Below are 22,966 nucleotides of genomic sequence, written 5' to 3' on the forward strand. Positions count from 1 at the left end.
GATGGCCTCCCCTCATTCGCCGAGCCGGCCGCCGCCGGCAAGGTAGGCATCGAGAGACCTGTCGAGAGCGTCGCGGAACCGCGAGACGACCGCGTCGATCTGCTCCGGCGTGCTGATGAGCGGCGGCGCGAAGGCGATCGCCGTGCCGAGCGAACGGCAGACCAGCCCGTTCTCGAAGGCGCGGTTCTGGATGCCGATGCCGAACTGCATGTCGGCGGGGAAGGCTTCGCGCGTCCGCTTGTCGCGGACGATCTCGACGCCCCACATCAGGCCGACGCCGCGCACCTCGCCGACGAGCGGATGCTCGGCAAGCGGCATCATGCCCTCGGCCATGCGCTCCCCGAGCGCTGCGACACCATCGATGATGCCGTCCTCCTCGTAGATCCTCAGCGCCTCGACACCGACGGCGCAGGCGACAGGATGCGCGCCGTAGGTATAACCATGGCCGAAGACGCCGATCTTCTCGCTTTGCACCTTCATGCCGGCATAAAGCCGCTCGGAAAGCAGCACTGCCGAGAGCGGCATATAGGCGGCGGTCAGCGCCTTGGCGCAGGTGATCATGTCCGGCTCCAGCCCGAAGGTCTGGCTTCCCCACCAGGCGCCGGTGCGCCCGAAGCCGGTGATGACCTCGTCGGCCACGAGCAGGACGTCGTGCTTCTTCAGAACCTTCTGGATCTTCTCGAAATAGGTTTTCGGCGGAATGACGACGCCACCCGTCCCCATGGCCGGCTCGGCGAAGAAGGCCGCAACCGTGTCCGGCCCCTCCGCCACGATCAGCGCATCCAGCTCCTCAGCAAGACGCGTGGCAAAATCCTCCTCCATCTCCCCCGTCCGGCCCTCGCGATAGAAATGCGGGCATGTGACGTGCAGGAAGCCCGGCAGCGGCAGGTTGAACTCCCGGTGCAGGTGCGGCAGGCCGGTAATGCTGGCCGAACCGATCGAGGTTCCGTGATAGCCGCGGTTGCGCGCGATGATCTTCTTCTTTTCCGGCTTGCCCTGGGCGTGGAAATAGTACCAGGCGAGCTTGACGGCGGTGTCGTTCGCCTCCGAGCCGGAGCTCTGGAAGAGCACCTTGGACATCGGCACCGGCGCGATCTTCAGGAGGCGCTCCGAAAGCTCGATCGCCGGCTCCGTCGCGCGATGGGCGAAGTTCTGGTAATAGGGCAAGGTATTGAGCTGGCGCGTCGCCGCATCGACCAGCCGCTTCTCGCTCATGCCGAGCGCCGCGCACCAGAGGCCGGACATGCCCTCGATATATTGCTTGCCGTCGTCGTCATAAACATAGGCGCCCTCGCCGCGGGCCATGATCGTCGGCCCGACGGTCTCGTGGGCGGCAAGATTGGTCTGCGGGTGGATCTGGGACGCGATGTCGCGCATGCGCAGCGAATTGTACATGGTTTCCTCCTGAAATGGGATGCGGGGCGTATCGGACGGCCGTCACGCGTCCTTGCGCTTCACGAACTGGGCGGCGATCAGGACGACGATCGACAGGGCCACCAGCATGGACGAGATGGCGGCGACGGTCGGATCGACCTGGTCGCGGATATTGGCGAACATGCGCTTGGTCAGCGTGGAGTTCGCGCCGCTCGACACGAACAGCGAGACGACGACCTCGTCGAAGGACGTGACGAAGGCGAACAGCATGCCGGAGAAGACCGAGATGCGGATCTGCGGCAGCGTGACGGTGAGAAAGGCCGTCACGGGCGAGGCCCCGAGGCTGCGGGCGGCACGTTCGAGGTTGGGGTCGAAACTCTTCAGCCCGTTGCCGACGGCGATCATGACGAAGGGGATGGCGAGCGTGGTATGCGCCAGGACGAGGCCGGTGATGGTGTTGTTGAGCCCGAAGCGGGCGTAGACGAAGAACACGCCGATAGCGACGAAGATCAGCGGGATCATCATCGGCAGCATCAAGAGGCCCCGGGTAATCGGCGTGAAGAGGCTGGTCGCCTTGTAGAGCCCGTAGGAGGCCAGCGTGCCGAGCACGGTGGCCAGCATCGTCGTGAGGCCCGCGACCTTGAGCGAGACCACCGCGGACTGGATCCATTCCGGCGAGGTGAAGAAGGCTTCGTACCAGCGCAGGCTGAGGCTGCGTGGCGGAAACTCGAGATATTGCGAGTCCGAGAACGACATGGGGATGACGAGGATGCAGGGAATAACCAGGAAGGCCATGACGAGCGCAACCGTCGCATAGAGCCAGAGGCGCTGGCCGTGCGTGACCTGGGTGGAGGTGGCCGGCGTGTTCAGCATCATGGTTTCCCCGCGGAAAAGCTCAAGGCGTCGGTCAGCCTGCGCACGCCCCACAGAACGACGGCCGTCACCACCAGCAGCGCCACGCTGAGGGCGCTTGCCGCGCCCCAGTTGGAGAATTTCGAAACGGCATCGGCGATCTGCGTGGACCACATGGCGACACGGCCGCCGCCGAGAAGGGCCGGCGTCAGATAGAAGCCGAGGCAAAGCACGAAGGTCAGCGCGATGCCCGAGGCAAGGCCGGGCATCGACAACGGCAGGAAGACCTGTCGAAACGCCTGGCTCGGCGAGGCGCCGCAATTGGCCGCCGCGCGCAAAAGCACCGGGTCGATCGCCTTCATGGACGCATAGAGCGGCAGGATCAGGAAGGGCAGCATCACATGCACCATGCCGATGATCGTGCCTGTCAGGTTGTGCACCAGCGCGAGCGGCTCGTCGATCACGCCCATCGAAAGCAGCCAGTCGTTGATGACGCCGTTGCGCTGCAACAGGACCAGCCAGGCATAGGTGCGCACCAGCACCGACGTCCAGAACGGCAGGATGACGAACACCAGGAGGATCTGCGCGGCACGCGCGGAAAGCTGCGACAGGAGATAGGCCACCGGATAGCCGAAGACCACGCACAGCGCCGTCACCAGCCCCGCGACCTTGAAGGTGGTGAGGAAGCTGCCGACATAGGCGGGCCGCAGCAGCCGGGCATAGTTCTGGGTCGAGAGATCGCCGGCGGCATCGAACAGCGACAGCCAGGCAAGCCAGGCGAAGGGGATGAGAAGGATGCAGGCGACGAGGACCAGCGCCGGCAGGGCAAGCCCGCTGAAAATGCGCCGCTCCCGGCGCCTTGCGCTCTTGAGCATGGCGCGATTGAGCGGCATGCCCGGGGCTCCGTCCATGGCGAGCGTCATGGCGCGGCGCTCCCGATGACGAGGCTCGCTTCCGCCGGCAGCCACAGGGCAAGGGTATCGCCGGGCTGCGGCAAGGGTTGCCGTTCCGCCCCCGCATGGCGGATGGCGACCTCATGCCCGCCGGGCAGCGAGACGGAAACCTGGTTGCAATCCCCCCGATAGACGACATCGAGCACCCTGCCCTCGATACGGTTGTCGTGGTCGGCATCGCCCTGCCAGCGCAGCCGCTCCGGGCGGACCATGAGCCAGGCCTCCCCCGTCGATGAGGCGGCCCTCGTATCGGCAAGCCGGAGCGGCCGTCCATCGAGGACATAGGACTGGTCGCGGCGCTCGACGGGCAGGAAGCGGGTCTCGCCCATGAAGCCGGCGACGAACTTGCAGTTCGGGCGGTCGTAGACCGTCGCGGGCACGTCGAGCTGGATGATCCTTCCCTTGTCGAGAACCGCGATGCGGTCCGACATGGTCAGGGCCTCCTGCTGGTCGTGCGTGACATAGATCGTCGTCATGCCGAGCTGCCTGTGCAGCCGCTTGAGCTCGATCTGCATGTGCTCGCGCAGGTTCTTGTCGAGCGCGGAGAGCGGCTCGTCCATCAGCAGCAGGCGCGGTTCGAAGACGAAGGCGCGCGCCAGCGCCACACGCTGGCGCTGGCCGCCCGACAGCGCGGTGATGCGCCGATCGGCAAGGTGCTGCATGTGCACGATCTCCAGCGCATCCATCACCCGCCTGCGGATGGAGGGCCTGTCCACCTTCCGCAGCTTGAGCGGATAGGCAACGTTCGAGAAGACGTCCATGTGAGGGAACAGCGCATAGTTCTGGAACACCATGCCAAGGTCGCGCTTGTGCGGCGGACGCGTAATGAACTCGACGTCATCGACCAGCAAGCTGCCGAGATCGGGCCGCTCGAAGCCGGCGATGACGTTGAGAAGCGTGGTCTTTCCCGAGCCGGAAGGACCGAGAAGCGTCAGGAACTCCCCCGCCTTGATATCCAGGGAAACGCCGTCGAGCGCCCTGAAGCTGCCATAGGCCTTGTGGACCTCGCGAAGGTTGACTCTGCCCGAGCGCATCCTGTCCTCCCGGCTCGTTCGATCAGTTCGACATCAGCAGGCTGTAGTCCTCGCGAACCAGCTCGTTGTTGTCGCGCCACCAGTTGGCATCGAGGAAGGTCTGCTTCTTGACGTTTTCCGGCGACATGTTGGATTGCGCCAGCACCTCCGGCGAAAACGCCTTCACCTCGAAGGCCAGGCTGTTGGTCGGGCCATAATAGGGCATCATTTCCGGAATGCGCGCCTGCACGTCGGGCGACACGACGCCGGCGATGAACTTCTGGGCGCTCGCCGCGTGCGGCGCGCCCTTGAGGATCGCCAGGCAGCCGTAGCCGAGGATCGCATCCTGGTAGGTGAACTTGACGGGTGCCCCGTCCGTGATCACCGACGCCACGCGGCTGCCCCAGATCGCCATCATGTCGACCTCGCCATCCTTGAGGAGCTGGGCGGACTGCGCTCCGGACGACCACCAGACGCCGACATTGGCCTTGATCTTCTCGAGGGCCGCGAGCGCCCGCTCGGTGTCGAGCGGATAGAGGCTGTCCTTGTCGACGCCGTCGGCAATGAGCGCGATCTCCATCATTTCCTGCGGATAGGTGCTGAGCGCGCGACGGCCGGGAAAGGCCTCCACGTTCCAGAAATCCTGCCAGCTTGCCGGCGCCTTGTCCTTGTAGACATCGGTACGCCAGGCCAGGACGACGGAATAGGTGTTCGTCGCGATCCAGTGCTCGCCGTATCCGCGCGCGTCAAAACCCTTCGTGCTGATCGTGCCGTAGTCGAGCGGCTCGAAAAGCCCTTCCTTGCCGCCGACCGCGCATTCGTCCGCGCCGAGATGCACGACATCCCAGGTCGGGGAGCCGGACTGGACCTGCACCCGCACGGCGGCGAGCCCGTCTTGGGTTTCCTCGCGCAGTTCGACGCCTGCGGCATCGGCCGCGGGCTGCCAGATCGTCTTGCGCAGGTCTGTCTGAAGGTTGCCGCCGAAGCCGGCGACGGTGAGGACGTCCTGCGCCGCGGCGACGCCGGCGAAGGAGAGCACGCCCGCTGTCGCGGCGATGGTCAAGAATGCGCGATTACACGATGCCATTACCAAGTTCCTCCTCTGGTGATGCCCGGCCGGAGCCATCCTCCACGGCCCGAATGCATGATCGACATTCCGTTCCCTGCGTGCCAATCTAGTTAATGAGATGAACTATATTGTTCACCTTGTCAACTAAATTTCTGCGCATAAAATGACCCGGCGGGAACCGTGAGGAGCAACCATTTGAATAAGAAAGTCGAAAACATGACGGACCGCTCCGACGGCAGTTTCTTTCGCGGACACCTGGCGCCCCAGAAGAGCGAACCGGACATACGGGACCTGTTCTCCTTCGAGCTGCAGCGGCTGGCCGGGCTTTCCACCCGCATCGCGGCCCTTTCGATCCGGCCGAAATACGGCATCACCGCGCGCGAATGGCGCGCGCTCGCCGTTCTCAAATATCTCGGCGAAGTGCCGCTCCAGGAGCTGGCGAAACACAGCGGACTGCTGAAAAGCCAGATGAGCCGGACGGTTTCTTCGATGATCGAGCGCGGCTACATCCTGAAGACCGCCAATCCCGAGGACGGGCGCAGCATCCTGCTCAAGCTCAGCCCGGAGGGGCTGGACCTGTCGCAGGCGATCCTGGCCGACGCCTTCGAGCGCAACGAAAACATGCTCTCGACCCTCAGCCACGCCGAACGACAGATCCTGATCGAACTGCTGCAGCGGGTGGGACGCAACAGCGCGCACTATTTCCACGACCTGAAAACCAGGGCATCCCAGGAGGATTTGCGCGAACTGGACGAGGAGTGAACATGCATCGCCAGAATTATAGTTGACAATATGAACTAAATTTCGCATCACTACCTCCAAGGAAACCGGGAGGATCGAGATGTCGGAGGCGCTGACAATCTGCGAGTGCTTTGCAAGGGACGGCTTGCAGCACGAAACGACGGACCTTTCCACGCAAACCAAGATTGCCCTGATCGACGCCATTTCCGAAGCCGGCTTCCCGCGCGTGGAAGCGACGAGCTACAGCAGCCCCCGCCATGTGCCGGTTTTCGCCGATGCCAGCGACGTGCTGGCCGGCATCCGCCGCCGGCCGGGCACGGCCTACAAGGCGACCTGTCCCAACCTTCATGCCGTCAGACGGGCGATCGGGGATCGCGAAGCCGGCCATGGACCGGAGGAGATAAGCCTGCTCGTGTCGGCGACACAGGCGCACACCGAGAAGAACTTGCGCACGACGCGCGAGCAGCAATGGCGCAACATTGCCGAGATGGTCGCGCTGGCGGATGGCGGGTTCCGCCTGATCGGCGTGATCTCCATGGCGCTCGGCTGCCCCTTCGAAGGCCGGGTCGACCCGGCATCCGTCATCGGCGACCTGAAGGCCTTCTCCGACCTCGGCGTGCGCCACGTCTCCATCTGCGACACGACCGGCCACGGCACGCCCGGCAGCGTGCGCCGCCTCTTTGCCCGCGCCATGGCCGAGGTGCCCGACGTCACGCCCATCGCCCATTTCCACGACACGCGCGGCACCGGCATCGCCAATTGCATGGCCGCCTACGAGGTCGGCTGCCGCTGGTTCGACAGCGCGATCGGCGGCGTCGGCGGCCATCCCGCCCAGATCCGCTATGGCGGCGGTTATACCGGCAATGTGGCGACGGAAGATCTCGTCAATCTCTTCGAGGCCGAGGGCATTGCGACCGGCATCGACATCGACAGGCTCCAGGCCGCCTCGCTGCAATGCGAGCAGGCGCTTGGGCGCGAGTTGCAGAGCAAGGTGGCGCGCACCGGTTTCGGCCATCTGGCAGCGTAGGATTTCTCATGACACAGACTGACGCTTCACCGATCCTCATCAGCGAAGACCGCGGCCCGGTCCGCATCCTCTCGCTCAACCGGCCCGACAAGCTGAATGCCCTCGACACGGCCCTGACGCAGGCGCTGCATGACGCGCTGCTCGCCGCGGACGCCGACGAGGCCGTGCGGGCGATCGTGCTGACGGGGACGGGACGGGCCTTTTGCGCGGGAGCGGACCTTGCGGAGTTCTCCACCCTGACGCCGGCCAACCAGGACCTCGTGGAAAAGCGCGCCGACCTCACCTGCCGGACCCAGGCGATGATGCAGCGCCTTTCCAAACCGGTCGTTTCGGCCGTGCGCGGCGCGGCCGTCGGCGGCGGCGCCGGACTGGCGATCGGTTGCGACATGATGGTCGCCGGCACCGACCTGAAATTCGGCTATCCCGAGCTGAAGCATTCCATCGTGCCGGCATTGGTGATGACCGGCCTGCAACGCTCGCTCGGCCGCAAGGCGGCCTTCGAGATGGTCAGCCTCGGCCGCCTCATCGAGGCCGAGGAGGCACGCGCCCTCGGCCTCGTCAACCGGATCGTCGCGCCGGAGGCGGTCGTCGAGGCGGCGCTGGAGATCGCCGGTCAATGGGTGGCCGCGCATCCGAAGGCGATGGCCGCCGTCAAGTCGCTGTACTATCGCGTCGCCGACCTCCCCTTTGACGAGGCGATGGCGGCCGGGCGCACCGTCAACACGCAGATGCGCAGCTTCCGGGAGGAGTGCTGATGAAGCCGCTGGAAGGCATCCGCATCCTCGACTTTTCCCGCGTGCTCGCCGGCCCCATGGCGACGCAGATCCTCGCCGAGCTCGGCGCGGAGGTGACGAAGGTCGAGCGGCCGGGCACGGGCGATGAATCCCGCCTGTTCGAGCCCCGGCTGCCCCGCGGCGAAAGCGCCTATTTCTTCGCGTTCAACCGCGCCAAGCGCTCCATGACGCTGAACCTGAAATCGCCGGAAGGACAGGAGATCGCCGCCAGGCTGGCGGAGACGCACGACGTCGTTGTGGAGAACTTCCTGCCCGGCGAGATGGACCGCTTCAATCTCGGCTACGACGTGCTCTCCCGCCGCAATCCCGGCCTCGTCTATGTCTCCAATACCGGCTTCGGGCAGACCGGACCCTATCGCCTGCGCAATGGCTACGACACGATCTTCCAGGCGCTCTCCGGTATCATGCATCTCACCGGCCATCCCGACGCGCCGCCCGCCAAGGCCGGCATTCCGGTCTCGGACATGACCTCCGGCCTGTGGATCGCGATCGCGATCCTTACGGGACTGGTCGGGCGCGGGCGCAGCGGCCGGGGATGCCATGTCGACCTGTCTATGATGGATGTCCAGACGAGCCTCCTGGCGCTTGCCGCCGCCCGCCTCTTCGCGCTGGGCGAGGATATCGGCCGCTCGGGAACGGAGCATCCGGGCCGTGTTCCCTCCGCGGCGTTCCAGTGCGCCGACGGCACATGGCTGCATATCAGCGGCAGCGACCAGCACTGGGACGATATCTGCGGGGTCCTCGGCCTCGACGATCTTTCCGCCGACGCGGCCTTGAAGAAGAACGCCGCCCGCGTCGACGCCCGCGAACGGGTGATGGCGGGCATGCGGCAGGCGATCGCGCAGTGCGAACGCGGACCGCTCGCCGAGGCGCTGAGAGACCGCGGCGTGCCGGCCGGCGAGGTGAACACGGTCCGCGAGATCCTGAGCGATCCCCACAGCGAGGCCCGCGGCGTGGTCGGCACGTTCGACCACCCGGAGGAGGGCACCGTCCGCGCCTTGCGCACGCCGCTGCGCTTTGCGGGTTACGAGGATCCCGCCATCGGCTGCCCGCCGCCGCTCGGTGCGGACACGGCGGCGCTGCTTGCCGGGGAACTGGGCATGCCGGCCGAGACCATAGACCGGCTGAGGAATGAGGGAGTGATCTGATGAGCAAAGCGAAACCCCCGGTTCTCCTGCGGCGCGAGGAGGGTGTCGCCCATGTGGTCCTCGACCGCGCGGAAGCGCGCAACGCCCTCAACCTGCCGATGTGCCTTGCCCTGAAGGAGATTTTCGAGGCGCTCGATGCCGATGCCGATATCCGCGCCGTCGTGCTTTCGGCAAACGGTCCCGTCTTCTGCGCCGGAGCGGACCTGAAGGAGCGCAACGGCCGGGACGAGGCCTGGGTGATCGCCCGGCGGCGCGCCTCCTTCGCCGCCTACGACGCCATTGCCCGCTGCCGCAAGCCGGTGGTCGCGGCAACGCAGGGACCCGTGGTCGGCTCCGGCGGCGAGATCCTGATGAGCTGCGACTTCGTCATCGCATCGGACAGGACGACCTTCCGCTTCCCCGAGCCGCAATGGGGCACGGTCGGCGCAACGCAGCGCCTGCAACGCACGATCGGCAAGATGCGGGCCAAGGAACTCCTGTTCACCGGCCGCACCATGCCGGTCGAGGAGGCCTACCAGCTTGGCCTCGTCGCCCGCATCGTGCCGGCGGAAGCCCTGGCCGAAACCATCGCCGGCATCGCCGAGGCGATCGCCGCCGCGCCGCCGCTTGCCATGGCGCTGACCAAGCAGGCGGTGGATCTCGGCAGCGAAACCGACCTCAACAACGGCATCCGCGTCGAAATGGCCGCGATCGAGCGTTGCCTGGCGGACGGCGGCTGGCGCGACGGCCTGAACCGCTTCGCAAACAGCGTCGGAGGCAAGGAAAACCATGATCTCTGACCATGCCGCGCCCTTCGACATCGACGCGCTCTGCGCAACGACGATCTCCGCCGCACTGGCACGGGCCGCAACGCTTGCCGGCGATGTCGAGGCCGTCGTGGCGGCGGACGGGCGGCTGACCTATGCCGCGCTCGCCGCGGAGGTCGCACGCATCCGCGACGGACTGGCGGCGCAGGGCGTGAGGAAGGGCGAGCACATCGGCCTTTGCCTCGGCAATTCCACGCGCTGGGTGGCGATCTTTCTGGCGATCGGCTCGCTCGGCGCGGTGACCGTGCCGATCAACACCCGTTTCGTCGCCGCCGAGATGGCCTATGCGCTTTCCCAGTCGAAGGTCTCGCGCCTCATCCTGTGCGACCGGTTCCTCAAGATCGATTTCATCGGCCTGCTGCGGCAGATCGACCCCGCGCTCACCGACCGGCTGCCCGCCCCCGCCCTTCCGGATCTCAGGCAACTGATCGTCATCGGAGACAACGTGCCGCCCGCGGCCCTCGCCTGGGAGGCCCTGCTTGCAAGCGGCGCCTCGCCCGCGCAGGCACAGGGCGAGGCCAACGACCCGCTGCTCATCCAGTATACGTCCGGCACCACATCCTTTCCGAAAGGCGTTCTCCTGACCCAGCGCAGCATGCTGGGCAACGCCTTCGTCTCCGGTCATCGCATGGGCCTTCGCGTCGGCGACCGGTTCCATAGCGCCCGGCCGTTCTTCCACGTCGCGGGCACGACGCTCTCCATCCTCTCCTGCCTCCAGCACATGGCGACGCTCGTCTCCATGGACCGGTTCGAACCGGGTGAGGCGCTGCGCCTCATGGAGGCCGAGCGCTGCACGCATTTTTCCGGCAACGACACGATGGCGCTGATGCTGCTCAGCCATCCCGAGCGCCAGGCGCGCCGCCTCGTTCTGCGCGGCGCCTGGCTCGCCGCCTCGCCGACCATCGTCGCCCGCGTCATCGACGAGCTCGGCGCAGGCGAATGCGTCATCGGCTACGGGCTTTCGGAAGCCGCACCGAACGTCGCGCAATCCTCCTGGTGGGAGCCGGAGGCCGTCCGCATATCCGCCGCCATGCGGCCGCAACCGGGCATCGACGTCCGCATCCTGAAGGAAGACGGCGAGGATGCCGCCTGCGGCGAATCGGGGGAAATCCTCGTGCGCGGCTGGAGTGTCATGCGGGAGTATTTCGACAAGCCCGCCGAAACGCGGGCCGCGCTCTCGGCCGACGGCTGGCTGTCCACCGGCGATCTCGGCGCGCTGGACGAGAACGGCAGGCTGACCTTCCTCGGCCGCGCCAAGGAGATCGTACGCGTCGGCGGCGAGAACGTTTCGCCGGCCGACGTGGAGAACGTCCTGCATCGCCATGCGGCGATCCGCCAGGCGGCGGTGGTCGGCGTGCCGGACGAACGCCTCGTCGAGGTGACCGGTGCCTTCGTCATCCTGAAGGAGGGCGCCAAGGCCGAACCGGCGGAGATCATGGACTGGGCGAAGGCCAACATGGCCGGCTTCAAGGTGCCGCGCCATGTCTGGATCGTCGAGAGCTTCGAAGCGATCGGCATGACGGCGAGTTCCAAGATCCAGAAGAAGCAGCTTGCCGAACATGCGCGCAAGCTGATCGGAGCGTGACCCCATGCGGATCGAAACCCCCATGCGGATCGAAACCGATGTGACGCGGCTCCTCGGCATCGACCTGCCGATCATCCAGGCCGGCATGTCATGGGCATCGTCCAACGCGGCCCTGCCGCTTGCCGTTTCGGCCGCCGGCGGTCTCGGCGTGATCGCCGCAGGTCCCATGTATGCACACGACCTCGCCGCGGCGATCGATGCGGTGCGGGCGGGCACGGACAGGCCGTTCGCCGTCAACCTGCCGCTCTATCGCAAGGGCGCCGACGAGATCATGGACCTCCTCGTCGAAAAGCGGGTGCCCGTGCTCATCGCCTCCCAGGGCGGGCCGAAGCGCTACCTCGAGCGGTTCAAGGCCATCGGCACTGTCTGCCTGCATGTGGTCGCCGGTGCGGAGCACGCGGCCAAGGCAGCGGCGGTCGGTGTCGACGGCCTGATCGCCGTCGGCGGGGAAGCCGGCGGCCATCCTCCGCCGGATCTCGTCTCCACGCTCGTTCTCGGCCGTGCGATCGTAAGGGCCGTGCCCGGCGTGCCGCTCATCCTCAGCGGCGGCTTTGCCGATGGATACGGCCTTGCCGCCGCCCTGGCGCTGGGGGCCGGCGCGGCGCAGTTCGGCACGCGCTTCATGCTGTCCTGCGAGGCACGCCTGCACGCCGCCTACAGCCGGCGCCTGCTGTCCGCCTCCGTCACCGACACGATGGTGGTCGGCCATGGCATCGGCATGATCCGCATCCTGCGCAACGACTTTGGCGAACGGATGGGGGCGGCGGAAGCGGAAGGACGGCAATTGGAGGAGCGCAAGGCGCTCTTCGCCGCCGCCTCGCTCAAGGCCGCGGCCTTCGACGGCGATGTCGAGAACGGCAAGGTCGAGGCCGGCCAGAGCGCAGGCCTCGTCAACGACATCCTACCGGCGGCGGACATCGTCGCCGCCATCGCGCGGGACTATGCGGCGGCGCTCGCCGCCCTGCCCCGCCCCATGACACGCTCTCATGAAGGACTGAGCCATGCTGGATAAACCGCTTCTCATCAACGGCGAATGGCGCGCGCCCGCCGGCAACCGATCGGCCGGGGTTCACAATCCGGCAACCGGCGAGCTGATCGCGCAACTGGCCTTGTGCGAACGCGCCGATCTCGACGCGGCGCTGGAAGCGGCGCAGCAGGGTTTCGAAACCTGGCGCAGGACCACCGCCCTCGACCGCGCGAAGATCCTGCACAAGGCGGCCGCCCTCGTGCGAGAGCGTGCCGAAACCATGGCGCAGCTCATGTCCCGGGAGCAGGGAAAGCCGATCGCCGAGGCGCGCGGCGAGGCGAATGCCGCCGCCGAGCACATCGAATGGCATGCCGAGGAGGGCCGGCGCGCCTATGGCCGCGTCATCCCCGCGCGCGTGCCGGGCGCACGCCAGGTCGTCCTGCGCGAGCCCGTGGGCCCGGTCGCCGCGTTCACCCCCTGGAACTTCCCGATCAACCAGCTCGTGCGCAAGGTCTCCGCCGCGCTCGCCAGCGGGTGCTCGATCATCGCCAAGCCGCCGGAGGAGGCGCCGTCCGCCTGTATCGCGCTTGCCCGCGCCTTCCAGGATGCCGGCCTGCCGCCGGGCGTGCTCGGCATCGTCTTCGGCCCGGCCGCCGAGGTTTCCGAGCACCTCATCGCCTCGCCGGTCATCCGCAAGATCTCGTTCACCGGTTCCGTTCCGGTCGGCAAGAAGCTCGGGGCGATGGCCGCGGCCGGGGTCAAGCGCGCGACGATGGAGCTCGGCGGCCATGCGCCCTACATCGTCGCGAAGGACGCGGATGTCGAGGCCGCCGTCAAGCTCGGCCTGATGCTGAAATACCGCAATGCCGGCCAGGTCTGCGCCGCGCCCACCCGCTTCTATATCGAGGAAGACGTCTACGACGCCTTCCGGTCGGGCTTCATGGCCGGTGCGCGCGCCATCAAGGTCGGCGACGGCCTGTCGGACGGCGTGCAGATGGGCCCGCTCACGCACGCCCGGCGGCTCGATGCGATGGCGCGCTTCGTGGACGACGCCGTCTCGCATGGCGCCCGGCTGGACTGCGGCGGCAAGCGCATCGGCAACAGCGGCTATTTCTTCGAGCCGACGGTGCTCGGCGACGTACCGGAAGACGCAGCGGTCATGAATGACGAGCCGTTCGGTCCGCTTGCGGCGCTCGTGCCCGTCTCCGACATCGACGAGGCGATCCGGCGCTCCAACCGCCTGCCCTTCGGCCTCGCCGCCTTCGGCTTCACGCGCTCGCTGGCGACGGCCGACCGGTTTTCGACCGAGCTTGAAGCCGGCATGGTCTCGATCAACCATTTCGGCATCGCCGCCGCGGAAACGCCCTTCGGTGGCCTCAAGGAGAGCGGCTACGGCAGCGAGGGCGGCAGCGAAACGCTCGACGCCTACCTGACGACGAAGTTCGTCAGCCATATTGGCCTGTGAGCGCCCGATGAAAAGCTACGACTACATCATCGCCGGCGGCGGCTCGTCCGGCTGCGTTCTCGCAAACCGGCTCGTGACGGCAGGCAAGAGCGTCCTGCTTCTCGAAGCCGGGCCTGCCGACAACACCCCCTATATCCACATCCCCGCCACCTTCGTGAAGGTTCTCGGCACCCGGCGGACTTTTATGTACGCCACCGAGCCGGAGCCGGGCGCCAACAACCGGGTCCTGCTCGTGCCGCAAGGCAGGACGCTTGGCGGCGGCTCGTCCGTCAACGCGATGATCTACATTCGCGGCCAGGCCGAGGACTATGACACCTGGCGGGACCTCGGCTGCGAGGGCTGGGGATACGAGGATGTCCTGCCGGTCTTCCGCCGTTCGGAGGACAACGAGGTTCTCGCCGACGATTATCACGGCACCGGCGGTCCCCTGAAGGTCTCAGAGCCCCGCTTTCGCCACCCGATCAGCGCGGCCTTCGTCCGGGCCGCGCAGCAGGTCGGCCTTGCCTATTCGCACGATTTCAACGGCGCCCGGCAGGACGGCGTCGGCTTCTACCAGACGACGACGGTGAATGCCCGGCGCGGTTCCACGGCGGTGACCTACCTGAAGGCGGTGCGCCGCTCCCCTCTCCTGGAGATCAGCACGGAGAGCATCGCAACGAAGATCATCCTGGAGAACGGCGCGGCGGCCGGCCTTGCCTATCGCCGGCGGGACGGCAGCATTTTCGAGGCTCGGGCGAGAGAAGAGGTCATCCTTTGCGCCGGGGCGCTCGCCACGCCGAAAATCCTGATGCTGTCCGGCATCGGCCCGGGCGAGATGCTCGCGCGGCATGGCATCCCGGTCGTCCGCGACCTTCCGGGGGTCGGCGAGAACTTCCAGGACCATATCGCCGTCTCCGTCTACGGCATCACCGATCGGCCGATCTCGCTGAAGGACCAGGACAAGGGCCTCAAGGCCGTCGCAAACGGGCTTCGCTATCTGTTCGGGCGGTCCGGACTCTTGTCGTCGAATGTGGTGGAAAGCGGCGGTTTCATCGACACGGGGAGCTGCGGGCGGCCCGACATCCAGATCCACGTCACGCCGACCCTCGTGGGCGATGCCACCCGCGGCCAGATGGAGGGCCATGGCGTCTCGATCAATCCCTGCATCCTGCGTCCCGTCTCGCGCGGCAAGGTTTCGCTGCGCAGCAACCGGGTCGAGGATCCGATCCATTTCGTCGGCAACAACCTGGTCGCCCGGGAAGACGTCGATACCCTGGTGCGCGGCATCAGGCTCTCGCGCGAGATTCTCGCCGCTCCCGCCATGAAGGCCCTCGGCTTCCGGGAACTGGCACCCGGGGACGAGAAGTCGTCCGATGCGGATTTCGAGGCGCATGCGCGGGCCAATGCCAAGACCGTCTACCACCCGGCCGGCACCTGCAGGATGGGCCGCGACCGGCTGTCGGTCGTCGACAACCGGCTGCGGGTGCAGGGTATCCCGCGCCTGCGCATCGCCGACGCCTCGATCATGCCGACACTCGTGAGCGGCAACACGAATGCCCCCTGCATCATGATCGCGGAGCGCTGCGCCGACTTCCTGCTTTCAACGTGAAGAAAACCGCACCTATGGCAGCAGGAGGCCACCGTCGACATGCATGCTTTGCCCGGTGATGTGGCGGGCGTGGGGGGACAGGAGGAATGCGACAAGCGCGGCGATATCGGCATGTTCGCCGAGCGTTCCGTTGGGTGTCACGGCGCGCGCGCTTTCCATGGAGGCGGGGGTGATGGCCCTGTGGCCATCCCTCGCCTTGCGGACGAATCCCGGCACGACGCAGTTCACCGTCACGCCGTCCGGGGCGAGCTGCACGGCCAGCGACTTGGCAAGCGCCTCCAGCGCCGCCTTCGCCGCGCCGGTGGCCGGAAAGTGCATGCCGTTGGTGCCGAAGGCATGGGCAACGAAGGAGCTGATCGCCACGACACGGCCTTGCGGCGAGGCGCGCAGGTCCGCAAGGCCCGCCTTCACGAGATGGAAGAACGCCATCGGCATGGTCGCGAAGGCGGCCTGCAGGTCGTCCGCCTCCAGCGTCTCGAAGCGCGCCTGATGCGCCCGTCCGGCGTTGGAGACGATCTGGTCGAGCCTACCGAAGGCGCCGCGCGCGGCGTCCACCAGCCGCGCCGGCACGGCGGGATCACCGAGATCGCCCGTCTCCACGGCCACCCTCGCGCCCCTGCCGCGCGCCTCGTCGGCCACGGCCTGCAATCCTTCCCTATTGGTGCCCGTATGCAGCAGCAGCGCCACGCCCGGCCCGGCGATGTGCCGGACGATTTCCGCTCCGATACCGCCGGCCGCGCCCGTCACGAGGATTGTCGGTCCCTTTGCCATGGTGATCTCCCGTCGTTCGATTTTCCCTCAGGCGTAGCGGACGTCTTCCGCCTCGATGCTGAGCGGATCCTTGCCGCGCTTGGCCAGCCACGAATAGACCGGCGGAACGCGGTCGGCGATGGATTCGACATGGATGTCGATCAGGCAGGGACCATCCTTATAGGCGAAGGCCTCCGCAAGTGCCGCGTCGAGTTCGCGCGAATTCGTCGCGGTCCAGGCCTTGACGTCGAAGGCCTCGGCGATCGCTTGGCCGCGCGGCGGCAGGAAGTCGACGCCGAAGCACTGGTTGTGCCCCCTGAGGCGATGAAGGCCCTTGATCCAGCCGAAGGTGCCGTTGTTGAACAGCAGCAGGATCGCCGGCACCTGGAGACGGACCAGCGTTTCCAGCTCGCCCACGGACATGCCGAAGGAGCCGTCGCCGAACATGCCGATCGGCCGGCGCTCCTTGTCGGCGAACCACGCGCCGATGGTGGCCGGCAGCGCCGAGCCGAGGCCGCCGAAGGCACGCGGAATGGCAAAGCGGGTGCGCCGGTCCTTCAGCTTGAGGAAACGCGTCATATGCGGCGTCGGCGTGCCGGCGTCGGAATAGATGTGCGCCGGCTTGCCATAGGCCTCCAGCGCCTCGTTGAAGCAGCGCACGGCCCGTTCGGGGCGCAGCGGCGCGGCTTCCGAGCCGAGCAGGGTCTCGGCATTCTCCCAGAAGTCCGCCCGCAGCGCATTGAGTTCGTTCACCCAGTCCTGCGTACGCGCCGCGTCGTTGTCGGCGGGCGCCATGTCGATCAGCCGTTGCAGGACGAGCCGCGCGTCGCCCTGTACGGAGACGGCGTTCTCGTAGTTGTTCGCCATGATCTCCGGATCGATGTCGATCTGGGCGACGCGCTTGTTGAGCGTGATCTTCGGGAAGGTCCAGCCGATCGTCACGACCGAGCCCATGCGCGAGCCGACGAAGAGCACGAAATCCGCGTGTTCCAGCGCCCAGTTGGCATGGGGATGGAAGCCGTTGTCGCCGATGACGCCGACCGCGAGGCGGTGATCGTCCGGCATCGTGCCCTGCCCCGTCATCGTCGTGCAGACGGGGATGTTGAGGCGCTCGGCAAGGGCGGTGACTTCCGGGCCCGCGCAGGAGCGGTTGACGCCGCCGCCGGACACGATGAGCGGACGCTTGCTGGTCATGAGCAGCGACAGCACGCTGTCGAGCTTGTCGGCGGGCGGCAGGGTCGGATAGGCCGGGAAGGTCGCGCATTCGGTTTCCACATGCAGGGAAACGCGTGCCGGATCGACCTCGGCGAGCAGCATGTCTTCCGGGATCTGCAGATGGACCGCGCCGGGCTTGCCCGAGCAGGCGGCGCGGAAGGCGCGGCGGATGATCTCGGGCAGCTTTTCCGGCGACTTCACCTGCACGGACATCTTGGTGACCGGATCGAAGAGCCGGGCGCAATCCAGCTCCGTCAACACGCCGCGCCCTTCGCCGGGCAGCGGAATGTCGATCGTCAGGAGGATGACCGGCACCGAGGACATGTTGGATTCGGCAACCGGGGGCAGGGAATACATGGCGCCCGCGCCCGACGGGCACTCGAAGACGCCCGGCCGGTTGGTGAAGCGCCCGTAGGCATCCGCCATGTAGCCGGCGGACCGCTCGTCGCGGGCCATGACATGGCGGATACTGCCCTCGCGCTGCTGCAACGCTTCGTAGAAGGGAACGTTGGTGTCTCCGGGCACGCCGAAGACGACCTCGACGCCATAGCCTATGAGCATGTCCACAAGGATGTCTGCTCCGCGCATTGCTTTCTCCTGTACTCGTCTGTTCGAAATCGTCGATCTAAGCCCGGCCGAAGCGCCGGGGCGAAAAGGGGGCGAGGTCTCGGCAGCAGGGCCTGCCGCCGATCTGGTCCGCGATCATGCGGCCGGTGACGGGGCCGCTGGCAAAGCCCACATGGCCGTGGCCGAAGGCATGAAGGACATCCGGCGAACGGGTGGACGGGCCGATCACCGGCAGGCCGTCCGGCGTGGAGGGCCGATGCCCCATCCACCGGTCGAGGACGACATCCTCGCGGCCCTTGAGGGACGGATAGGTATGGCGCGCATGCGCGACGAGAATGTCGACGCGGCTCCAGTTCGGCGGCGTGTCGAGCGCGGCAAGCTCCACTTGGCCGGACAGGCGCAACCCGGCGAGCGTCGGCGTGTTGGCCATCTTGCCATCGCTCGGCATGATCGGATGGCGCGGCCCCGCCTGGTCCGATGCGACGATGCCGTGATAGCCGCGCTCGGTCTCGAGCGGAACGCGGTCACCCACCATGCGCGCAAGCGTTTTCGACCATGCCCCGCAGGCGATGACGGCGCGCTCGCAGGCGATCGCCCCGGCCTCCGTCCGTACGGCGGCGAGCCGCCCGCCCTCGACATCGAAGCCCGTCGCCTTCGCCCGGACGAGGCTTGCGCCGCGGCTCACGGTCAGCGCGACGATGGCGGCGACATAGGCGCCGGGATCGATGCAATGGGCCCCGTCTTCCGCCAGGACGCCGAACTGGTAATGAGGCGACAATCCGGGCTCGCGCGCTTCGAGTGCGCTCCGGTCGAGCTCCCGCCATGTGAGGCCCGTCATCCGGCGCAGGCGCCAGGCGAGCGCCTCGGCCTCGAAGGCTGCCCTGTCCGGATAGGCGTAGAGCAGGCCCTCCTGGAGAACGAGGTCGGGCCGGCCGATTTCGCCGGCCAGCGCACCGTGCCGCGAAGGGCTGTCCTTCAGGAGGGTTGCGAGCGCACGCGCCGTGCGCTCCACCCGCGTCACCGTCGCGCCGGCCAGCAGGAAGCGGGCGAGCCACGGCAGGAGCTTGAGGATGTACCGCCAGCGAATGACGAGCGGGCCGCACGGATTGAGGAGATAGCCGGGCACCTTCCTCCACAGGCCGGGCATCGACATCGGCACCACGGAGCCGGGGCTGATCCAGCATCCGTGGCCGTAGCTCGCCGCCTGCCGGCCGCCCGGCTCGCCGGCATCGACGATCGTCACCCGATGGCCGTCGCGGACGAGCTCGAGCGCGCAGCAGGCACCGACGATGCCCGCCCCGATCACGACCACATGCTTGGCAACTCCGCTTGGCATTTCCCGTCCTCGACAATCTGCACGACGCTCCCGCCACCGGCGCGCGATGCCGCGCCGGAAAGGAACGTCTCCGAATGATGTTTCGTGTTGCCCGCTATCGCTCGCAGAGGATGCGCGCGTTCTCGCGCAGCGATGCCTGCGAGACGATGACGCCGAGACCCGGCCCGTCCGGGACGACGACCTCGCCGTTGCGGTTCTCGATCTTCGCCTCCAGCACGTCCTCCGTGAGCACGTGATGGGGCATGTAGAATTCGCAGCCGAGCGAGACACCGGGCGTGGCGGCGATGAACTGGGTTCCGGCGGCAAGCGCCACGCCCCCTTCCCAGAGCGTGCCGCCGTAGCCCGGCACATGCGCCAGGTCGGCGAGTGCCATCAGGGCCTGCGCGTTGAACAGGCCGCCGACCTTCATCAGCTTGACGGAAATCGCATCGGCGGCCTGAAGCCTGACGATCTCCATCAGGTCGCGGGCATCGAAGCAGCTTTCGTCGGCAAGGATCGGCGTGTCGAGATCGGCGGCGAAGGAGGCCATGGCCGCAAGGCATTCGCGCGGCACCGGCTGTTCGATGAAGGTGGGGCGGAACCGGTCGACGTCCCGCAGGACGGCGATGGCGCCGAAGGGTTCGAGCGCCTGGTTGTAGTCGAGGCGCAGGTCCACCGCGTCGCCGAAGGCGTTGCGGATCGCCTCCAGATGCCTGAGGTCGTCCCGGTGGGATTTCACCCCGGTCTTGACCTTGAAGAGCCGGTGCCCGTTCGGCACCATCTCCTTCATGCGCTCCATGTCCGCCTCGAAGCTCGGATCGGCGATCGAGAAGGAGAGCGGGATGGTGTCGCGCACGCGCCCGCCGAGGAGATCGGCGATCGACAGGCCGCAGGACTTGCCGAGGATGTCGAACACCGCGGTCTCGATGGCGAGCTTGGCCTCGCCATGGCCGACCAGCGCCTTCTTCATCTTCAGGCTGAGGGCGCGGATGCGGTCGACCGGGGCGCCGATCACCAGCGGCCGGAGATAGACGTCGATGGCGGCGAAGGCGGCTTCGGCCGTGCCGGTGAAGACCTCCCACGGCGCCGCCTCGCCCCAGCCGACGATGCCGGACGAGGAGGTGAGCTCCACCAGGACGCGCTTGACCGTTCCCTTGACGTCGCCGACACCCTGCTGCCGGGCCATCTTGATCGGGCTTTCGATCAGGAAGACCCGAAGTGCGCTGATTGTTTCCATGACCTGTGCCTCGTGCGGGTTGCGCTAGATCGCACCCTTGTGGAAGTGGCTGAGGAAGGTTTTCGTCGCCTCCATCCTCGGTGTATTGATGACCTCGCCCGCCGGCCCCTCCTCGACCACGTATCCGTCGCGCATGAAGACCACCCGGTCGGCGACGTCGCGGGCGAAGGCGATCTCATGGGTGACGATCACCATGGTCATGCCGTCGGCCGCCAGTTGCTGCATGGTCTGCAGCACCTCGCCGACGAGCTCGGGGTCGAGCGCGGAGGTGGCCTCGTCGAACAGCATGACGCTCGGCTCCATCGCCAGCGCCCGGGCGATCGCCACCCGCTGCTTCTGGCCGCCCGAAAGCGTCTGCGGGCGCTGGCTCGCCCGGTCGGCGAGGCCGACCTTCTCGAGCTGCGACATGCCGAGGTCGATCGCGGTCTTGCGGTCGAGCCTGCGTACATGGATGGGCGCTTCGATCACGTTCTCCAGAACCGTCATGTGCGGGAAGAGGTTGAAGTTCTGGAACACCATGCCGGTGCGCGAGCGGAAGGCGGCAAGCGGTTTCGTCCTGGGCCGTTCGGTCGACGCGCCGAACTGGAACGTGGTGTCCCCGACGCGGATGCGGCCGGCATCGGGCACGACCAGGAGGTTCATGCAGCGCAGCAGCGTCGATTTTCCCGATCCCGAGGGACCGAGGAGCGCGACCACGCCACCCGCCTTCACCTGGAGATTGATGTCCTTCAGCACCTCCAGGGGGCCGAAGGATTTGCGCAGGCCCGTGATGTCGATCATGGCGGTTTGGGAGGTCGTCATGTCTCTTCGCTCCTGCGCTCGCGCCAGCGGACGAACAAGGTCAGCGGGAAAAGGATGGCGAAATAGGCCGCGGCCACCGCCGTATAGGTCTCCAGCGGCCGGAAGCTGTCATGCGCCGCCATCTGCCCCTGATAGACGAGATCGGGAACCGCCAGAACGGAGACGAGCGAGGTGTTCTTGAACTGGAGGATCGACTGGTTCATCAGCGGCGGCACCATGCGCCGCAGCGCCTGCGGCAGGATGATCCGCCGCATGGCGAGCGCCGGCGTCATGCCCAGCGCCGAGGCGGCCTCGGACTGTCCGGCATCGATGGAGACGATGCCGCCGCGGATGATCTCCGCATAGAAGGCGCCGCCATAACACGACAGGGCGAGGAGCGAAGCCGTCACGGGCGTCATTTCGACGCCTGCCAGCATCGGCAGGGCATAGTAGCACCAGATCAGTTGCACGAGCACGGGCGTGCAGCGGAAGATTTCGATGAAGCCCAGCGAGATGCCACGCAATATGGCGAAGCGCGACAGGAGGCCGATCGCCGCCGCCAGGCCGACGATCAGGCCGCCGGCGATGATGGCGAGCGTGAAACTCACGGTGACGCCGAGACCCTGCAGGAAAATCCAGCGATAGTCCCACAGGATGGAAAAATCCCATTGATACATGATGCGAACCCGATCTTCGAAAATCCGATGCCGGCGAAGCCGAAGCTTCGCCGGATGAGGGAGGATCAGATCTCGAAATTGGGCGGGAAGTCGCTTTCCTTGACGCCGACGAGGCCCATGTTGCGCACGATCGCATCGCGGACGAAACCGCTCTCGCGGTTGGCGGTGATCCACTGGTCGACGAATTCCTTCCAGGAGCCGTCTTCTTCCCGGCGGAAGCCGGCATTGGAGGTGGTGAAGTCGGGCGGGGTCGGCATGACCAGATCACCGATCGCCGTATTTTTCGCACGCAGCGTCAGAGCCAGGATCAGGACGAGGCATTGCGCGTCGGCGCGGCCGGCCTGAAGGGCGGCCGTGGCGTCGCTCGCCGTCTTCAGCCGGGCGACCTCCGCCTTGGCGGCATGGCGCGAGACCGCCGCATCATGGGAGGAGCCGGCATCGACGGCGATGCGCATCTCGGGCTTGTCGAAGTCCTCCCAGGTCTTCGCCTCCAGCCCCTTGCGCGTGACCATGGTGAAGGCGTTGCGGAAGACGGGGCCGGAGAAATCGATCACCTTCTGGCGCTCGGGCGTGGGGTTCAGGCCGAAGAACACGTCCACCTTGTCGGCCTGCAGGTCGAGGACGGAGTTGCCCCAGGTGGTTTCGAGGATCGACAGCTTCAGGCCGAGGTCGTCCGCCAGCTTCTGGCAGATATCGACATAGAACCCGCGCCAGGAACCGTCCGCCAAACTCTTCTGGTAATAGGGCGCGCCGTCCGCGACGCCGCCGATGCGCAGGACGCCCGATGCCTTGACCCGCTCGAACGAGGTGTTCGCGCTGGCGCGCAGGGCGGGCAGCGAGGCCGCCGCGGAAATCGCGGCCAGCCCCAGGAATTTGTTGAAGTGTCTTCTGTTGATCATGGCATTCCCCTTTTTATGGAGTTTCAGCCGGCCCGTCCGGTTCGCACGGGCCACCTTGAACTTCCTGTTTGGATTATTCTGGAAAGAACCTGACGCATCCCGGGTCGGATGAAAATCATGGAAAAATTCTCTCTTGCATGAGTT

General features: G+C 66.9%; 21 protein-coding genes. 9 read left to right on the plus strand and 12 right to left on the minus strand.

The features are described from left to right. Window positions 1–12: 12 nt before the first annotated feature. From AABF56_RS25535 to AABF56_RS25555, 5 genes are read right to left on the minus strand one after another with little or no spacing between them, the layout of a single operon-like run. Complete coding sequence (locus tag AABF56_RS25535; RefSeq protein ID WP_272807644.1) at window positions 13–1,395, minus strand: aminotransferase; 1,383 nt, start codon at window positions 1,393–1,395, stop codon at window positions 13–15. Window positions 1,396–1,437: 42 nt separating this feature from the next. After that, window positions 1,438–2,250 (minus strand): ABC transporter permease, encoded by an 813-nt coding sequence (locus AABF56_RS25540; protein WP_272807643.1) that lies wholly within the window; start codon window positions 2,248–2,250, stop codon window positions 1,438–1,440. Continuing rightward, window positions 2,247–3,149: an ABC transporter permease gene (locus tag AABF56_RS25545; protein ID WP_338341911.1), complete on the minus strand. Its 903-nt coding sequence runs from the start codon at window positions 3,147–3,149 to the stop codon at window positions 2,247–2,249. Before AABF56_RS25545 ends, AABF56_RS25540 begins: the two co-directional genes overlap by 4 nt. Then, window positions 3,146–4,213 (minus strand): ABC transporter ATP-binding protein, encoded by a 1,068-nt coding sequence (locus AABF56_RS25550; protein WP_272807642.1) that lies wholly within the window; start codon window positions 4,211–4,213, stop codon window positions 3,146–3,148. Before AABF56_RS25550 ends, AABF56_RS25545 begins: the two co-directional genes overlap by 4 nt. Window positions 4,214–4,235: 22 nt before the next feature. Then, the gene (locus AABF56_RS25555) at window positions 4,236–5,279 is read right to left on the minus strand and encodes an ABC transporter substrate-binding protein (RefSeq protein ID WP_272807641.1); all 1,044 of its coding nucleotides are present in this window, start codon (window positions 5,277–5,279) and stop codon (window positions 4,236–4,238) included. A gap of 177 nt (window positions 5,280–5,456) precedes the next feature. On the opposite strand from AABF56_RS25555, the gene AABF56_RS25560 reads away from it, so the two are divergent. From AABF56_RS25560 to AABF56_RS25600, 9 genes are all read left to right on the plus strand, one after another. Then, the gene (locus AABF56_RS25560) at window positions 5,457–6,023 is read left to right on the plus strand and encodes a MarR family winged helix-turn-helix transcriptional regulator (protein WP_133036248.1); all 567 of its coding nucleotides are present in this window, start codon (window positions 5,457–5,459) and stop codon (window positions 6,021–6,023) included. A 79-nt stretch (window positions 6,024–6,102) separates the two neighbouring features. Continuing rightward, the gene (locus AABF56_RS25565; protein WP_272807640.1) at window positions 6,103–7,029 is read left to right on the plus strand and encodes a hydroxymethylglutaryl-CoA lyase; all 927 of its coding nucleotides are present in this window, start codon (window positions 6,103–6,105) and stop codon (window positions 7,027–7,029) included. A gap of 8 nt (window positions 7,030–7,037) precedes the next feature. After that, a complete protein-coding gene (locus AABF56_RS25570; RefSeq protein ID WP_272807639.1) occupies window positions 7,038–7,784 on the plus strand; it encodes an enoyl-CoA hydratase/isomerase family protein in 747 nt (248 codons plus the stop codon). Then, the gene (locus AABF56_RS25575) at window positions 7,784–8,971 is read left to right on the plus strand and encodes a CaiB/BaiF CoA transferase family protein (RefSeq protein WP_272807638.1); all 1,188 of its coding nucleotides are present in this window, start codon (window positions 7,784–7,786) and stop codon (window positions 8,969–8,971) included. The genes AABF56_RS25570 and AABF56_RS25575 overlap by 1 nt, the downstream gene beginning before the upstream one ends. After that, complete coding sequence (locus AABF56_RS25580) at window positions 8,971–9,750, plus strand: enoyl-CoA hydratase/isomerase family protein (RefSeq protein WP_272807637.1); 780 nt, start codon at window positions 8,971–8,973, stop codon at window positions 9,748–9,750. The genes AABF56_RS25575 and AABF56_RS25580 overlap by 1 nt, the downstream gene beginning before the upstream one ends. Next, a complete protein-coding gene (locus AABF56_RS25585) occupies window positions 9,740–11,362 on the plus strand; it encodes a class I adenylate-forming enzyme family protein (RefSeq protein WP_272807636.1) in 1,623 nt (540 codons plus the stop codon). The genes AABF56_RS25580 and AABF56_RS25585 overlap by 11 nt, the downstream gene beginning before the upstream one ends. A gap of 4 nt (window positions 11,363–11,366) precedes the next feature. After that, window positions 11,367–12,374, plus strand: coding sequence for an NAD(P)H-dependent flavin oxidoreductase (locus tag AABF56_RS25590; protein ID WP_272807635.1), 1,008 nt, complete (start codon window positions 11,367–11,369; stop codon window positions 12,372–12,374). Then, complete coding sequence (locus tag AABF56_RS25595) at window positions 12,364–13,794, plus strand: NAD-dependent succinate-semialdehyde dehydrogenase (RefSeq protein ID WP_272807634.1); 1,431 nt, start codon at window positions 12,364–12,366, stop codon at window positions 13,792–13,794. The genes AABF56_RS25590 and AABF56_RS25595 overlap by 11 nt, the downstream gene beginning before the upstream one ends. Window positions 13,795–13,801: 7 nt before the next feature. Beyond that, a complete protein-coding gene (locus tag AABF56_RS25600; RefSeq protein ID WP_272807633.1) occupies window positions 13,802–15,382 on the plus strand; it encodes a GMC family oxidoreductase in 1,581 nt (526 codons plus the stop codon). Between the two features lie 12 nt (window positions 15,383–15,394). Here AABF56_RS25600 and AABF56_RS25605 read toward each other — a convergent pair whose 3' ends face one another. From AABF56_RS25605 to AABF56_RS25635, 7 genes are all read right to left on the minus strand, one after another. Further along, the gene (locus tag AABF56_RS25605) at window positions 15,395–16,153 is read right to left on the minus strand and encodes an SDR family NAD(P)-dependent oxidoreductase (protein ID WP_272807632.1); all 759 of its coding nucleotides are present in this window, start codon (window positions 16,151–16,153) and stop codon (window positions 15,395–15,397) included. Between the two features lie 27 nt (window positions 16,154–16,180). After that, window positions 16,181–17,935: a thiamine pyrophosphate-binding protein gene (locus AABF56_RS25610; RefSeq protein WP_272807631.1), complete on the minus strand. Its 1,755-nt coding sequence runs from the start codon at window positions 17,933–17,935 to the stop codon at window positions 16,181–16,183. 37 nt (window positions 17,936–17,972) lie between these two features. Next, complete coding sequence (locus AABF56_RS25615; RefSeq protein ID WP_272807630.1) at window positions 17,973–19,250, minus strand: NAD(P)/FAD-dependent oxidoreductase; 1,278 nt, start codon at window positions 19,248–19,250, stop codon at window positions 17,973–17,975. A 94-nt stretch (window positions 19,251–19,344) separates the two neighbouring features. Continuing rightward, complete coding sequence (locus AABF56_RS25620; RefSeq protein WP_272807629.1) at window positions 19,345–20,466, minus strand: enolase C-terminal domain-like protein; 1,122 nt, start codon at window positions 20,464–20,466, stop codon at window positions 19,345–19,347. A 24-nt stretch (window positions 20,467–20,490) separates the two neighbouring features. Beyond that, window positions 20,491–21,267, minus strand: coding sequence for an amino acid ABC transporter ATP-binding protein (locus tag AABF56_RS25625; protein ID WP_272807628.1), 777 nt, complete (start codon window positions 21,265–21,267; stop codon window positions 20,491–20,493). Continuing rightward, window positions 21,264–21,923: an amino acid ABC transporter permease gene (locus AABF56_RS25630; protein ID WP_272807627.1), complete on the minus strand. Its 660-nt coding sequence runs from the start codon at window positions 21,921–21,923 to the stop codon at window positions 21,264–21,266. Before AABF56_RS25630 ends, AABF56_RS25625 begins: the two co-directional genes overlap by 4 nt. A gap of 65 nt (window positions 21,924–21,988) precedes the next feature. Next, the gene (locus tag AABF56_RS25635) at window positions 21,989–22,822 is read right to left on the minus strand and encodes a transporter substrate-binding domain-containing protein (RefSeq protein ID WP_272807626.1); all 834 of its coding nucleotides are present in this window, start codon (window positions 22,820–22,822) and stop codon (window positions 21,989–21,991) included. Window positions 22,823–22,966: the final 144 nt, after the last annotated feature.

Origin of the sequence: Shinella sp. WSC3-e, assembly GCF_945994535.1 — a bacterium.
Lineage (GTDB): Bacteria > Pseudomonadota > Alphaproteobacteria > Rhizobiales > Rhizobiaceae > Shinella > Shinella yambaruensis.